Annotated in this window: 10 protein-coding genes; 4 read left to right on the forward strand and 6 right to left on the reverse strand. The window is 42.2% G+C overall.

From position 1 onward, the window contains the following. Nucleotides 1–171: 171 nt before the first annotated feature. Genes BWI44_RS08560 through BWI44_RS08570 form a run of 3 tightly spaced genes read left to right on the forward strand, consistent with a single transcriptional unit; the run spans nucleotide 172 to nucleotide 3,678 of the window. Entirely contained in the window at nucleotides 172–873 is a 702-nt protein-coding gene (locus tag BWI44_RS08560) for a succinate dehydrogenase/fumarate reductase cytochrome b subunit (protein WP_007660895.1), read from the forward strand. A 36-nt stretch (nucleotides 874–909) separates the two neighbouring features. Then, nucleotides 910–2,889, forward strand: a complete 1,980-nt coding sequence (locus tag BWI44_RS08565; RefSeq protein WP_007660896.1) for a fumarate reductase/succinate dehydrogenase flavoprotein subunit — start codon at nucleotides 910–912, stop codon at nucleotides 2,887–2,889. Between the two features lie 33 nt (nucleotides 2,890–2,922). Further along, entirely contained in the window at nucleotides 2,923–3,678 is a 756-nt protein-coding gene (locus BWI44_RS08570; protein WP_007660901.1) for a succinate dehydrogenase/fumarate reductase iron-sulfur subunit, read from the forward strand. Nucleotides 3,679–3,778: 100 nt separating this feature from the next. On the opposite strand, the gene BWI44_RS08575 is transcribed toward BWI44_RS08570, so the two are convergent. After that, complete coding sequence (locus BWI44_RS08575) at nucleotides 3,779–6,130, reverse strand: sensor histidine kinase (protein WP_286812959.1); 2,352 nt, start codon at nucleotides 6,128–6,130, stop codon at nucleotides 3,779–3,781. Nucleotides 6,131–6,604: 474 nt separating this feature from the next. Between BWI44_RS08575 and BWI44_RS08580 the strand changes: the two genes are divergently transcribed. Beyond that, complete coding sequence (locus tag BWI44_RS08580) at nucleotides 6,605–9,388, forward strand: outer membrane beta-barrel protein (protein WP_286812960.1); 2,784 nt, start codon at nucleotides 6,605–6,607, stop codon at nucleotides 9,386–9,388. Here BWI44_RS08580 and BWI44_RS08585 read toward each other — a convergent pair. The 5 genes from BWI44_RS08585 to BWI44_RS08605 all read right to left on the reverse strand — a co-directional run bounded on the left by BWI44_RS08585 (nucleotide 9,348) and on the right by BWI44_RS08605 (nucleotide 14,893). Then, on the reverse strand, nucleotides 9,348–10,232 hold the full coding sequence (locus BWI44_RS08585) for a helix-turn-helix domain-containing protein (RefSeq protein WP_195209600.1): 885 nt from the start codon (nucleotides 10,230–10,232) through the stop codon (nucleotides 9,348–9,350). The genes BWI44_RS08580 and BWI44_RS08585 overlap by 41 nt on opposite strands. 151 nt (nucleotides 10,233–10,383) lie before the next feature. Beyond that, a complete protein-coding gene (locus tag BWI44_RS08590) occupies nucleotides 10,384–11,454 on the reverse strand; it encodes an endonuclease/exonuclease/phosphatase family protein (protein WP_286812961.1) in 1,071 nt (356 codons plus the stop codon). Nucleotides 11,455–11,925: 471 nt separating this feature from the next. Further along, complete coding sequence (locus tag BWI44_RS08595; protein ID WP_286812962.1) at nucleotides 11,926–12,921, reverse strand: fimbrillin family protein; 996 nt, start codon at nucleotides 12,919–12,921, stop codon at nucleotides 11,926–11,928. Nucleotides 12,922–12,962: 41 nt separating this feature from the next. Then, complete coding sequence (locus BWI44_RS08600; RefSeq protein ID WP_230372528.1) at nucleotides 12,963–13,922, reverse strand: DUF5119 domain-containing protein; 960 nt, start codon at nucleotides 13,920–13,922, stop codon at nucleotides 12,963–12,965. Between the two features lie 2 nt (nucleotides 13,923–13,924). After that, nucleotides 13,925–14,893 carry a DUF3575 domain-containing protein gene (locus BWI44_RS08605; protein ID WP_286812963.1) on the reverse strand — a complete coding sequence of 323 codons (969 nt, stop codon included), beginning with the start codon at nucleotides 14,891–14,893 and terminating at the stop codon, nucleotides 13,925–13,927. Nucleotides 14,894–15,317: the final 424 nt, after the last annotated feature.

A 15,317-nucleotide genomic window follows, 5' to 3' on the forward strand; every position in this document is an offset into this window, starting at 1 on the left:
CCTTGTTCCCTTGCTGAGTCGTCAACTTCTGTCTATTCTCCTGATTACGGAATTATTTCTTTAATTCCTTGTTTAATCAATGTTTTTCTTCTATTTTTGCGGGAAATTAGAGTAAGACCCTAAGTTAAAAGCAAATTTTCTAACTATTAAATAATTTAAATTCAATCATTTATGTGGTTAAGTAATTCATCTGTAGGAAGGAAAGTGGTGATGAGCGTTACCGGTATCGCCCTTGTCCTGTTTCTGACGTTTCACATGGCGATGAACCTGGTTGCATTAATCTCGGCAGAGGGATACAACATGGTTTGTGAGTTCCTGGGAGCAAACTGGTATGCTTTGGTGGCTACGGTAGGTCTGGCTGCCCTTTTCATCATTCACATCATCTACGCTTTCTGGCTGACAATGCAGAACCGCAAAGCGCGCGGTACAGAGCGTTATGCCGTAGTTGATAAACCCAAAACAGTAGAATGGGCTTCTCAGAACATGCTCGTACTGGGTCTTATTGTAATCGTAGGTCTGGGCCTGCACCTGGTAAACTTCTGGGCTAAAATGCAGCTTCCCGAGTTGATGCACAACATGGGTATGCAAACCGATGCTGCCACACTGGCATATGCAGCCAATGGTGTTCATCACATTGAAAACACATTTGGCAATCCGGTATACGTAGTGCTTTACCTCATTTGGCTCGGCGCACTGTGGTTCCACCTGACTCACGGTTTCTGGAGCTCTATGCAATCTCTGGGTTGGAACAACAAGGTATGGATTAACCGTTGGAAATGTATCTCCAACATCTACTCTACTATCGTCGTTGTATGTTTCGCCTTGGTAGTTGTCGTATTCTTCGCAAAATCATTGTGCGGCGGTGCTTGCTAATTTGTAAATTGTAAACGATTAAAATGTAATAGCATTATGACTAAGATAGATTCAAAAATTCCGGAAGGACCAGTAGCAGAGAAATGGACCAACTATAAAGCTCACCAGAAATTAGTGAACCCGGCTAACAAGCGTCGCTTGGATATCATCGTAGTAGGTACAGGTTTAGCAGGTGCTTCCGCTGCCGCTTCACTCGGTGAAATGGGTTTCAGAGTATTCAACTTTTGTATTCAAGACTCTCCCCGACGTGCACACTCCATCGCTGCACAGGGTGGTATCAACGCTGCAAAGAATTACCAAAACGACGGTGACTCAGTATACCGTTTGTTCTACGATACAGTAAAGGGCGGTGACTACCGTGCCCGCGAAGCTAACGTTTACCGTTTGGCTGAGGTTTCCAATAGCATTATCGACCAGTGTGTGGCACAAGGTGTTCCTTTCGCCCGCGAATATGGCGGTCTGCTGGATAACCGTTCTTTCGGTGGTGCTCAGGTATCACGTACGTTCTATGCCCGCGGTCAAACCGGACAGCAGTTGTTGCTGGGTGCTTATTCAGCATTGAGCCGCCAGGTAAACGTAGGTACTGTAAAACTGTATACCCGCTATGAAATGCAGGACGTTGTTCTTATCGACGGACGTGCCCGCGGTATCATTGCTAAGAATCTTGTTACCGGTAAACTGGAACGTTTCGCTGCACACGCAGTAGTAATCGCTACCGGTGGTTACGGAAATGCATACTTCCTGTCTACCAATGCAATGACTTGCAACTGTACAGCTGCTGTTTCTTGCTACCGTAAGGGTGCTTGGATGGCTAATCCGGCTATGGTACAGATTCACCCCACTTGTATTCCTGTTCACGGTGACAAACAGTCTAAGTTGACTTTGATGTCAGAGTCGCTGCGTAATGACGGCCGCATCTGGGTTCCGAAGAAAAAAGAAGATGCAGTGAAACTTCAGAAGGGTGAAATCAAGGGAAGCGATATTCCGGAAGAAGACCGTGACTATTACTTGGAACGCCGTTATCCGGCATTCGGAAATTTGGTTCCGCGTGACGTTGCCAGCCGTGCTGCAAAAGAACGTTGCGATGCAGGTTTCGGTGTGAACAATACAGGCTTGGCAGTATTCCTCGATTTCTCTGAGGCTATCAGCCGCTTAGGCATCGATATCGTTCTCCAACGTTATGGTAACCTCTTCGATATGTACGAGGAAATCACTGACGTGAATCCGGGCGAACTGGCAAAAGAAATTGCCGGTGTGAAATATTATAATCCGATGATGATCTATCCGGCTATCCACTATACAATGGGTGGTATCTGGGTTGACTACGAACTGATGACTTCTATCAAGGGTCTGTTCGCTATCGGTGAATGTAACTTCTCTGACCACGGTGCAAACCGCCTCGGTGCTTCTGCATTGATGCAAGGTCTGGCTGACGGTTACTTCGTATTGCCTTACACTATTCAGAACTATCTGGCTGACCAGATCACAGTTCCCCGCTTCTCTACCGACCTGCCTGAATTTGCAGCAGCAGAGAAAGCAATTCAGGATAAGATCAACTGGATGATGAACATCAAGGGTAAGAAGTCTGTAGACTCTATCCACAAGGAACTGGGTCACGTAATGTGGGAATATGTAGGTATGGGCCGTACAGCAGAAGGTCTGAAGACCGGTATTGCCAAACTGAAAGAAATCCGCAAGGAATTCGAAAAAGACCTCTTCATTCCAGGAGATAAGGAAGGCATGAATGTAGAGTTGGATAAGGCTATCCGCTTGTACGACTTCATTATCATGGGTGAATTGGTTGCATACGATGCTCTGAACCGTAACGAAAGCTGCGGTGGTCACTTCCGTGAAGAATACCAGACTGAGGAAGGCGAAGCAAAACGTGATGATGAAAACTTCTTCTACGTTGCTTGCTGGGAATATCAAGGCTCCGACGAAAAAGCTCCTGAACTGCTGAAAGAACCGCTGGTTTACGAAGCAATCAAGGTACAAACTCGTAACTATAAGAGCTAATCGGGAAGTTGAACATTTAAAGAATTAAAGAAAATGGATAAAAATATAAGTTTCACACTGAAAGTATGGCGTCAGAAAGGTCCAAAGGCAAAAGGCGCTTTTGAAACATACCAAATGAAAGATATCCCCGGTGACACTTCATTCCTTGAAATGCTGGATATCTTGAATGAGCAACTGATTTCTGAAGGTAATGAACCGGTTGTATTCGATCATGACTGCCGCGAAGGTATCTGCGGTATGTGTTCGCTCTACATCAACGGACATCCCCACGGTCCTGCAACGGGTGCTACTACCTGCCAGATTTACATGCGTCGTTTCAATGATGGCGACACTATCACTGTTGAACCTTGGCGTTCTGCCGGTTTCCCGGTTATCAAGGACTTGATGGTAGACCGCACGGCTTATGACAAGATCATGCAAGCAGGTGGTTATGTAAGTGTGCGTACAGGTTCTCCTCAGGATGCCAACGCTATCCTGATTCCGAAGCAGATTGCTGACGAAGCCATGGATGCTGCTGCTTGTATCGGTTGCGGTGCTTGCGTAGCTGCATGTAAGAATGGTTCTGCTATGCTGTTCGTTTCCGCAAAAGTTAGCCAGTTGAACTTGCTGCCGCAAGGTAAACCGGAGGCATTGCGCCGTGCAAAAGCTATGTTGAGCAAGATGGACGAACTCGGATTCGGTAACTGTACCAACACTCGCGCTTGCGAAGCTGAATGTCCGAAGAACATTTCTATCAGCAACATCGCTCGTTTGAACCGCGATTTTATCATCGCAAAACTGAAAGACTAATCAGCCCTTTCTACATTTGATTAATATCACCAGGACTCCTCTGCCGGGAAACCGACAGAGGAGTTTTTATACCATCTTACAATAAATACTTTCAGAGATTTCAAATGATATCCATTAACGATAGGATAACTGTAAAACGGCTCCCCTTTCCTACTTCAGATTGCACCTCTATATGCCCGCACAACCGTTCAATAATGACTTTACAAATAGAAAGTCCAAGTCCGCTTCCCTGTTCAAACTCATCGGTTTTATAAAAACGGTCAAAGATCATCATGAGCTCCTTCTCATCAATTCCTTTTCCCGTATCCTGCACATAGACACTAACTTTCCGATGCTCCTTATCCACACTACATCCCAATGTTACCGAACCACTACGGGTAAACTTATCCGCATTATTCAAAAAATTGGAAATAACCTGAATAAAACGCATACGATCTATCCTGACGGGCAAGGAAAGACTTTCATCCAGAACAAGATGAAACTGCAACGAGGGTTTGATTAGTGTCTGATAAGCCATATAAATCTCTTTCACAACCGTCGTCATATTCCATTCTTTTATTTTGAGATCCAGATTACCGGAATCCAGACGCGATATTTCCACTACGTCATTGACTAGTTTCAAAAGCAGTTCATTATTACGGTTGATAATCTCAAGCATAGCTTTCTTCTCTTCCGGTTCAATCTCATCGCCACCTTCGCCTACCAATAAATTAGTAAATCCGACAATAGCATTCAGCGGAGTACGGATTTCATGGCTCATATTATTCAGAAAAGATTGCTTCAATTCAGCATTTTCGGCCATCTGCTTAGCCTGAATGAGTTGTTCTTCACGCTCCACCTGTAGCTGAATATCCTGCATAACACCTGCCAGCATTATCCTCCCCTTTGCATCTTTCAGGCTGCGACACCGTAGTTCATACCAGCGATAATTTTCTTCACTGAAAGAGAAACGTACACGCCGAACATGCATGTCCGTAGATTGATGCAATGTTTCGTATAATGAATTCAGTAAGGATACATCATCAGGATACGCATATTTCAAGAAATCGGTTCGCACAAACGTCCTCTGTTCCATTCCCACCAAACGAGTATAATTCTCATCAAATTCAATATTCTCCCCCTGAATATCCCAAAGGGCAACTCGTCCTCCATCCATGGAAAGCGTCAACCGCTTATGAATTTCCTCAAGCATCTCCAGGTTCTTTCGTTCCTCACGCGAACGTCGACGGATGCGCAACCAACTGACCAATACCAGAATAAAAGCAAGGATAAACAATCCAGTCAGAAAATAAAGCTCATTCCGATACCGATCATAAAATGAGTAATTGATAATACGCACATTTTCAGGCACATTTTCCACATCAAAGTCTGCATAGGCTGAAAAGTAAGTCCAATCCAGTACATATTCCTTTTCCATATCCCTGATTTTCGGCATACCGATCTTCTCTTTATTCATCAGGCGAACAGAAAAATCGGCCGCAGTACGCGCAGAAATCTCATCAGTAGCCATATAACCACCCACAATTTTGGCATCCTCCCCAAATCCCTGACGGATACAACTGAAAGAGGGAATATTCAAGGCTTTAGTTATCGGGAGCGACATCTGATCAAATTTATCCAGCAGGAAAACCTCTTTCTTCTGCCCACTCTTTGATTTCTCCATGTCGACAAACAAAGAGGTCCCTTTGGTATAACGGAAAGGACAAAGGCTTATGGTTATCTCATCTTTACCAACATGACTACCCGCTCTTGCAGGCATCAAATTATGGTGCTCGACCATTTCCTGTAATTCCTTATATTCCGGTTCTACAGAGAAAGCAGCCCCACAACCCAATAGCCGCATTTCCTTTCTATCGGCAAACCGGGTTAACAGATCAAACGATTTGCGTCCAAGAGGAGTCAGATCTATATTATAAATAACATCTATCCCGACTTGTGGCCGTAAAGATTTTATAAAATCGATATTACGTTGAAAGTCCGGTGCATCACGCAACACATAAACTTTTCTGCGCTCATATTCCTTTATAAGTTTTTCATCGGGAAAATGTACATTGCAAGCTACTACAGAGACAGAGGAAAGCAGGCGGTGACGGGTGTTAAATAAGGCAGATACAGCTTGGTCGCCCACAGTAAGAATCAGTGCCACCGGCTTATCTTTAATGATCTCAAGATACGCCTCCATGTTTTTTATCCCCTCTTTCGAATCGACAGTATTGAAATCCAGATAAAATTTATTAAATACCGGCTCTATTCCCTGCTTTCTGAACTCCTGCCTCAGAAGCTCTTCAAAATTTCCATAGCAATCATAATAAGGAGAGGAAGAATACATAAGAGAAATTATTCTTTCTATCCGATGGTTGGCAGTATACCATCGTTTAAAATTGACCCCACATAAAAAAGCACATAGCAAGAGAATGAAGGCGAAAGCATATTTTAGTTTGTCGGTTTTCATTGCAAGACTAATATGCTAGCAAAAGTAATATAATCTATAAAAAAGGAGAGGTTTTATTCAAAAAATATTCAATCTTTTTTTTATTTTCTGTAACGTGTGGAAAAGAAGTGGATTGATAAATAATAATATGGGTATACGACGACACGGATGAAGACGGACGAACGCGGACTTTATAAGGCTGAAAGCCTCTCCTATTATGCAACCATTATCAGGGAACTACACTTTCTGTTTATTCTCAATAGGGTGAGAACTTTTTCTCTCTTTGTTGAGCAATAGCTCTCAACATAGTGAGAAAGTTTTCTCAATTAAGCGAGAAACAGTTCTCACTGTAATAAGCATTCATTAGACATTATGTACATATCATTTCCGCACGTTAGCTAACAAAGACAAAAGCGATACTTTAAATTTTCTTTATCAAAGTATTGTATACAAACGAAAACTCCCTAATTTTGTGACTGCTATAAAAGACTTAAGATGAACGTGCACAAAACCTGGATATTATTGCTATTCTTACTAATCCCGACTATTCTATTCGCTCAAAAAACAAGAACAGTCAAGGGAAAAGTGTGCACGGCGTCAGATACCCCAAAAGGGGAAGAACCCTTACCTTACGCAAGCATTGTTATTTTAAGTGGAAAAGATTCCACTTTCATAAAAGGAGCCGCAAGCGATACGGACGGACACTTCAACCTTCAGTTTACTACTCAGAAAGGAACACAATATCTACTCAAAGCTTCTTATACGGGCATGCAATCTGTCTTCCGAAAACTGGATGGCAATGCTTCAACCATTAATCTGGGCAGCATCCTACTGAAGGAAGGCATCGAATTGGGAGAAGTGACAGTAAAAGCTCCAATACGTGAAATAGACCAGGTGGGAGATACCACCGTCATCAATGCAGCAGCTTATAAAACACCCGAAGGCTCCTATCTGGAGGCTCTGGTGAAACGTATTCCCGGAATGGAATATGACAGTGAAACCAAAACCCTGAAATACAATGGACTGCCTATCAATGAAATCAACGTAAACGGTGAAGCCTTCTTTGCGGGCGACAACAAGATGGCACTGGAAAACCTCCCTGTAGAGTTAATCAGCAAGATAAAAGTATACGATAAGAAGAGCAAACTGGAAAAGCTGACAGGCGTCAGTACCGGAAAGGAAAACTATGTACTCGACTTGCAGACCAAAGCAGAATTCAATGGGACCCTTCTTTTATCGGGACAAGCCGGATATGGCAATAACAACAAAAAGGACTTCAACTTGCAAGGTAACTACTTCAAGAATAACGGAAACAACCTCTCCGTCATTGCCAACTCCGGTAATCTCAATATGAGAACCAGCTATAAAGACAACATACAGGAGAACGTTGCATTGAACTTTACCCAAAAGTACAATAAGAAGCTGACTATCAACGGAAATATGTCCTATCACCACAATAATCAGGGCAACGTATCCACATCCTACAATGAACAATACCTGACAAGCGGAAACAAATACCAATACTCTGCCGGTAACAATACGAACGGCAGTCGCAATATGAATGCGACATTGGGCTTAAACTGGCAGGTAGATAGCATGACCTTTGTTAATATCTATGGTAATTTCAACCTCACCCGGAATAATAGTGCCAATAATAACCGCCAAGGCACATTCAATGAAAATCCTCATCTGGATATCCTGGACCCTTTCAGTACTATCAGTGAAGTACCCGATGATCAAAAAATCAATGATATTTCTATGGGGTCGCTGATGAGAGGCAACCAACACCGGTCTTCCTTCCACGCAAATATCATGCGCCGGATCAATAAAAAAGGAACTTCCGTCGGGCTAACAGCTCAATACAATGATAGTAAAAATGACAATAACAACTTCTCCGTATCCTCAACGACCTATTATCAACTGAAAAACAGTGCCGGAAACGACTCTATACTCTACCGTAACCAGTACTCATCGAACCGGTCGCCCAACCGTTCACAAGGCATAGGGGTGATGTTCACCCATCCTTTCACCAAGAAACTACGCTCACAGATCTCATATAATTTCAATTATAGCAAGCAGAAAAACGACCGCAATACATACGACCTGTCCGGCTTTATGGAAGAAGCAGAGGTGCAGCCCGGCTATCTACCCGAAGGATATGAGACGAGTTACATCGACAGCCTGAGTAACCGAAGCCATAGCAGTACCCTACAACACGGAATCAATCTGTTTTTTAACTACTCCGACACCACTTGGAATGTCAATGCCGGGATGTCCGTAAAACCCGAACGCCGTAGCCTGAACCAAAAAACAGGTTTACATAAAGCCGATACCACCCTTCGCTCTGTCGGTTTCCAGCCTATGTTGTTCGTCTCATGGCAGAAAAAGAAAAACAGGATCATCCTGCACTATTATGGAAATACCTCGCAACCGTCATTATACGATCTGATCGCCCCCACCAACAACAGCGATCCGCTCAACATCACACGAAGCAACCCTAATCTGAAGCCTACTTACAATCAATCTGTCCGACTGGAAGCACAAAATACAAAGCAAGGCGTCTTTGCCACACTGAACTGGAACAACAGAATCAACAGCCAGACCCGTGCAGTGACCTACAACCAGCAGACAGGCGGGCGTGAAACCTATCCGGTCAATATCAACGGCAACTGGAACATGAACGGGGTACTTCGATATCAGAAGCGCATCAAAAGTTTTAGCCTGAATGCCAATGCCGGAGGCTCTTTTGCGCAAGATGTCAGCCTCATCAACGAAAACCAGACCGAACAACCGGAGCGTAGTACCACTCACAACACCGGGATAAACACTGATCTCCGCCTATCCTACCAGCCTAAATGGGGAAACTTCGACCTGAACGGAAGATGGAATTTTCAACATTCTGCCAACTCGCTTCTGGAAACAGATACTTACACCCGTAATTATGCTTTCGGAATAAACGCCTTTGCTGATTTACCAAAAAGTATACAGCTGAGAACCGATGCGAATTATTCTTTCCGAAACGGTACGAACATAAAGAAGGGGGAAGACGACCAATTTGTATGGAACGCAAGTATCACATGGCGTTTCCTGAAAAAAAAGCAAGCCGAGGTATCAGCCAACTGGGTGGATATACTCAGCCAACAAAAGAGTTATTACCGCAGCACTATGGCAGATGGCTTTTACGAGAGCCATACGCAACAGATAGGCAGTTACTTCATCGTCTCTGTGAAATACCGTTTTAACCAGCCTCTTCGCAAAAAGTCTGTGTCTCCTCAGTAGCAACAGATTGCACCGAACGAAGCCCGCGAGGGGAAGAACCAAAATACTTCTTACAGTAGTTAGAGAAGTGAGGCAAAGATTCAAAACCATATTTATAACAGATTTCGGAGATTGTGGCTTCCGTATACCGAAGTTCATAAGCTATGCTCTCTTTACGCTTCTCCATCATCCACTCATAAACAGGTTTATGGAACACAGAGTTGAAAATGCGCCGGAAGGTGGTAGTAGTGTAGCCACCTAATTGGGCTAATTCTTCCACAGTCTTCACCTTCATATGGTTTTGTAAAACAAAATACTCGAAGCTGGACGTATATCTGGACAGTGAATGCACCAGCATAGAGAGATCATAATCGGAATAATATTGTCCCAGAATAAAAGCAAGTTCTTTCCGTTTAAGAGAAAGCAATTCCCGGCAAATCTTCTCTTCTACCAAATAAGCTTTTGAAGCACTCAGAAAGAAATTCAATTCATTAGTAATTTTCAAAGGCGTGAATATGAGGGGAGGAGTTACACTTTTCATTATATATTTATAGCGTTCCTCGCAAAACAATTCAGGCTGATTGAAGCGGTAACAAACACATTCCACATCCGTCAGAGCAAGAATCTCATACTTTGAACCGATAGCCTGAAGAATAAACTCACCGGCATGCAGCACAGTACCTGCATACTCCTGACTGTTGACAAGAGCTTCTCCTTCTAACAGAAAAATCATGATATTCTCTTCGCATTTTTGGGCAGGAAGGTGGAAACCTCTTGAATGAGAGGCATAAATGATAGCATTAGCCACAGCCTTAGGGCACTGCTGACACGATATGACCGCACCACATGCAGAGTAAGTTTGCATTGTAGATTGAATGTTTTTTGTTTGTTATTGTGCGGCAAAAATAAGAATATTATGGGAAGAAACAAAAAAATCCCCAAAGACTTTACAAAAGTGAAAGTCTTCGGGGATAATTCTTCAATCTATCCAATAATGCTATGGCAAGCGCAGTCTCTTATAACGATTTCGAAGAAGCCTTATGAATCTTGAAAGTTGCAAGGTTCCCTTTGTGGTCTGTAGGCCAAACACAGGAAGGGGTCAGGAACTTATCTTTGGAATCATTTTCTATTATTATGCCTCTCACAACTGTTTCGGAAGGACCTATCAATATGCAATTTTTCAATGAAAGAATCGAGTTCATCGGATAATAATAAATAAAATCAATCCGGTCACGTTCATCGGCTTCGGGGGCCCAAGCTAATTTTTCCAGTTTAGCTTCTTCTGCAAGCTTATTTCCTGCGGGAAATGTGAAGCCGGGATATCGAACAGGATTAGGATATTTTTCACGATAACTATCCTTGAATCCAGCTTCATGAAGCATCATAGAACAATCCCAATGAATGACAGCCCCATTGTGATCCCATAGATTTTTTGTGTCCGCCTGCCAGTCCAAATGGGAAGGCTCGTTGAAATCTCCTCCCATAATAACCGGACGTCCTTGTTTAATATCGGTTTGCACTTCTTGTACGAAAGTACGGATAGACTCATCTCTGAATGACAAACGATTGGCTTTCAAAACCTCGGACTCATCTGTTATAGGATTATCTATCTTTTTCCAGCTCGTGCCACTATATCCGCGTGGCATATAACATTCATAATTCCGATAATCTAAATGGCAGGAATAAAAAGAAACTGGCTGCCCTTCGATTGTGGTTGTCATTTTCACCATAGCACGACTTTCATCACCCGGTACAATGCAGCATTTAGTCATGCTATCCGGTTTGAATTTACTTAAAATACCAATTGCCAGATCGAAAGTCTCTCCATAATAATGTTTTCCCCTCTTATTTAATTCTTCTATCACGTATGGTATAAACCGTTTTCCATCTCTGACTTCACATAGGAAAACTACGTCTGCATCCATCTGATCCAATACATCAATAATTCCTTGATCTCCATTAGGCACTTTAGCACCTCCATGCCACAGGTTTAATTGAAAAACTGTAAATGTACTTTTTGCTTTTGCATTGCAAAGGTTAACTGAACAAAACAGGCATAGTAATAATAATAGTAAATTCTTTTTCATTTCGTTAATGCATTCTATAACCTTGATAAATTATAAGTTTATACAAAAGTAGTATATTCTCTGTGCATTCCAAGCTACTTATATAGTTTTTGAATTCTAATTCTTTGTATCACACCCCACACGGTAACTCCATTTACACGCCGAGGTAAGGTCGTTACATACCGAGGTAAAGAGCGTTACAATAAAAGGTAAAATCCGTTACATACAGCGGTAAATGCTTTTACATCCCGTTGTAAATGACCCGTAAATGCTAATATCATATTTTCTATCATATACATAAGAGTCACAGTCTTAAGGCACTGCTGACACGATATGGCTACACCACACGCAGAGTAAGTTTGCATTGTAGATTGAATGTTTTTTGTTTGTTATTGTGCGGCGAAAATAAAAATATGATGAGAAGATACAAAAAAGCCCCAAAGACTTTACGTTTTGTAAAGTCTTTGGGGAAAAATAAAGGTTTATAAAAGATTATTTAACAGGAGTTATAGGATCAGCCTGAGGCTCTGCATCGCTCCATTCTCCCCATTCTGGTTCACCAAATGTCACCTGAGCAGCATCACTTGTTAAACTTAAAGTATAACGGACACGTTTTCCTTTCTCCCATGTTATAGCAGGAAGAGATACTTCTTTTACACCATCTTCAAGAGTAGATTGACCGTTTCCTCCTTCTTCTGTAACTTTTGCAGAATAAGTGACTTTCACCTTTACAGCATCAGCTGCAATAGCTTGAGGTAAGAGCATAAACAAAGCAGCAGTAGATTGATCTAAATTAGAAACATCTGCATCCGCATTAGAAATCAATTCAACAGAACCCGTATAGGCATATACAGTAGGAGTAGCCGATACTTTAACTTCAGTCCAAGTTCCTGCAGTTTTAGAACCATCAAAAGTAAAAGTACCCTGATCTTTCACACCTGTAAGTTCTAATTTAGTTAATGTATAAGTAAATCCGACTTCACCTTTAATTGAGAAATTAACCTGAGTCAATAAATGGCAGAATGGAAGTTGCAGATCACCAGCATCTTTATTTTTATCAATCAAATTTGCAGCCAATAAATCTTCTTGATCACCAATTTCACCAACTGTATAGTCAAAATGAGGATAGTTTGTCGTTACAGTCAGAGGTTGTTCTGGAGAGACAGAGAAAAATTGTACAAATCCAGTCGTAGGCCAATAATATGGGCCAGAAGTATACTCCCACTTATTCACATCCTTTTTATTAACTACCACACCCGGCATAAACTCTCCAAGTGTAACATCAGGGCCTATCTTCGTTACCGTCTTATATCCATAAACTTTAAAGGATTTGAAATCTGCGTTATTCACAATATTCGCTCTTGTAGCATTACTCACTACTGCGCCAAAGTTAATTTCTGCTTTTTCACCAGCCTTTTCAATCTCTTCATTCTGTGAGCAACCTACGATTGCCAACGCAGCAACTGCTGCCAATAAAATCTTCTTCATAATCGTTTGTTTTATAAGTTAATATTTTTATTTGTTTACTTTCAATTCACAGGTAATTCAACATCCGTCTCATCATCCCAATCACCGACATCACCACCCATACCACCGCCTCCACCGGGAGGAACTTCCACATCATCCACTTCTATTTCTTCATCAATCGGTATTTCAATATCCGTTGCCGGATCTCCCTCTCCCTCTTCAGGAGGAGTAGGCGGAGGAGATGGAGCAGTTACAGCGGCTGTTATGTCAACCTTGACTTCCTGAACCGTATTATCTACCTTCACAAGTAGTAATTTCATCGTTACCTCGCTGCCTGAACGTGTGCCTGCTGATTCTGATACAAAAAAAGCAGAAAAGCTACCACGTATCACATCACCTCCTTTTCGGGCCTCTACATAAATTGGGGCAACACTTGCTGTACATGAGCCATTACTAATGTAATAAGAACCATTCATCCCGTCTACATTACAGATAATGCTTGCCACATTCTTCAATCCTTTCACCTTTATTTCAAAAGAATAGTTCTTGACTACCAGTTTCGGTTGAAACTCCATCAAAAGCATCTTCTCACTCTTTTCTATTTTCATATCTTTCACACTTACTACATACAAAGGGTCTGGCGACCACACCATCGCTTCACTGCTATTAAGCCCTGTATACGGTCCGGTGTAAGCTTCAATCGTCTCATACGCCCCATCACCACGAATCAACACACTCTCTGTATTATAATTGTAAATCACCATGTCATAATATCCCGGTGGCACTTTCACCACTCCACCTTCAATCGAGAGATAGTTCTCCACCTTTCTTCCTTCTTCGCTTTTCGGGTAGAAGATCACCCTCATTCCTTCGGGCAACTGCTCCGTCACCCCCTTCCAATTAAGCTTAATCTGTACTCCGCTGACAGGATAATCATCCAGTATATCTCTAAATTCACATCCTGCTAAAAGTACCGATAGCCCCAATAGAAGCAAAAGAAACACACATTTTGTACACCGCATAGCTACCGCCTCCTTCCCTGAATGAGCCATACCAAAGAAACCTTGGCTTTCGTAGGCCCTATAAAATGATAGCGTCCGCTACTTGTCCATATCAAATCACTTTCGTAGGTAGTATATTTTCGGTATTCTGTTTCCAGATAGCCAATCCCCAGACTGAATTCAAGAGCCAGGTGCCGGGCCAGTCGATGACTGTAACCATAAGTCAGTCCAGAAGCTGCATAATAGTTTCCCCGATATCCTTTATCCTTATCAAACTGGAAGTCGTACACTCCCCCTTCAGCATATATTCCCAGAAAATGTCCCGTCAACCGTTCACGATTCTTACGATTCCCAAGCCAGTAACGCACCTCAGCACCTCCCGAAAGAAGCTGGTAACAGAAACCGCGCTTGCTATCCGACCACCAGGGACATTTATATTCCATATTCAAAGACCACCGCTGCCCTACGGGCAATTCCACCTCCACATTCGGAGCCAAAGCTAAATCATAAAGTATATTGTTCTTCAATGCAATCACTGTTCTACGCGGGGTTTCCCTCTTACTTTCTGCCTCAACATACGGAGAAAAAGTCATTAGTTCCATTTTTCCCTCCGGTAGAGTATTTACAGGCAATGCTAATGTAGCTATCGACAAACTGTCTTTCATCTCCCCTATCCGTTCTACTTTCCGGAATTGATGTTCCGACAAATAAGCGTAAGGTTTTCCACCATCCAAATAGTGCAACAGCTTTATCAGCTTTTCAAAGTTCCCGAAGTGTCGCCGGATTAACGCCAGCACATCTTCTTTATCCGGCACCTGCGGATCATTCATTACCCATTGGTATATTTTGCTCCAGGTTTCCGGTTGAAACATTCGGTCCGTCGGGTTGCAAATATCCTTCTTCGCTGCTAATCTTTCAGCTCGCATCTCTGCTTTTCCTAATATCAAAAAAGAGAGTATTAAGAATATATATAAACCTACGCGAACCTTCATAACTTTGCTTTGTATATGGCAAATGTATATTTAAAAATTTGAAAGAAATACGAAGATTATAACTCTTTTCAGGGGGTGGAAGCTTCTGTGAAACGAATGAAACAGATTTGCAACTTTGCAACATAAAAGAGGTCTCAACTTCGTATCAATCCAGAGAAAAGAATTCTTTTTTAGGCAGTTAATAAGGCCATTCCGGAAAGGAATCTAATAATTAGGGGCTATTAAAAAAAAGAAAGCTATTCTATAATCATTTAGCCACTATCATCCACTATATTGTCTCAAAAAGACAGTTCGTGTGCGAGAACAGTGAATATCCGTGAAAGAATTATAAAAGGAATATCAAACGGAAGCAAATATTTGGAAGAAACGGGGTGAGCTCTTATATTTGCAATGTGATTTTTTTCATAGTATTAGATTTAAGGTT

Origin of the sequence: Bacteroides sp. Phil13 (assembly GCF_001940965.1) — a bacterium.
GTDB lineage: Bacteria > Bacteroidota > Bacteroidia > Bacteroidales > Bacteroidaceae > Bacteroides > Bacteroides intestinalis.

Coding starts and splice junctions, on each gene's coding strand:
- BWI44_RS08605 (WP_286812963.1), bottom strand. CDS start 14,893: ATGAAGGTTCGCGTAGGTTTATATATATTCTTAATACTCTCTTTTTTG.
- BWI44_RS08590 (WP_286812961.1), bottom strand. CDS start 11,454: ATGAAAAAGAATTTACTATTATTATTACTATGCCTGTTTTGTTCAGTT.
- BWI44_RS08575 (WP_286812959.1), bottom strand. CDS start 6,130: ATGAAAACCGACAAACTAAAATATGCTTTCGCCTTCATTCTCTTGCTA.
- BWI44_RS08560 (WP_007660895.1), top strand. CDS start 172: ATGTGGTTAAGTAATTCATCTGTAGGAAGGAAAGTGGTGATGAGCGTT.
- BWI44_RS08595 (WP_286812962.1), bottom strand. CDS start 12,921: ATGAAGAAGATTTTATTGGCAGCAGTTGCTGCGTTGGCAATCGTAGGT.
- BWI44_RS08570 (WP_007660901.1), top strand. CDS start 2,923: ATGGATAAAAATATAAGTTTCACACTGAAAGTATGGCGTCAGAAAGGT.
- BWI44_RS08600 (WP_230372528.1), bottom strand. CDS start 13,922: ATGCGGTGTACAAAATGTGTGTTTCTTTTGCTTCTATTGGGGCTATCG.
- BWI44_RS08585 (WP_195209600.1), bottom strand. CDS start 10,232: ATGCAAACTTACTCTGCATGTGGTGCGGTCATATCGTGTCAGCAGTGC.
- BWI44_RS08565 (WP_007660896.1), top strand. CDS start 910: ATGACTAAGATAGATTCAAAAATTCCGGAAGGACCAGTAGCAGAGAAA.
- BWI44_RS08580 (WP_286812960.1), top strand. CDS start 6,605: ATGAACGTGCACAAAACCTGGATATTATTGCTATTCTTACTAATCCCG.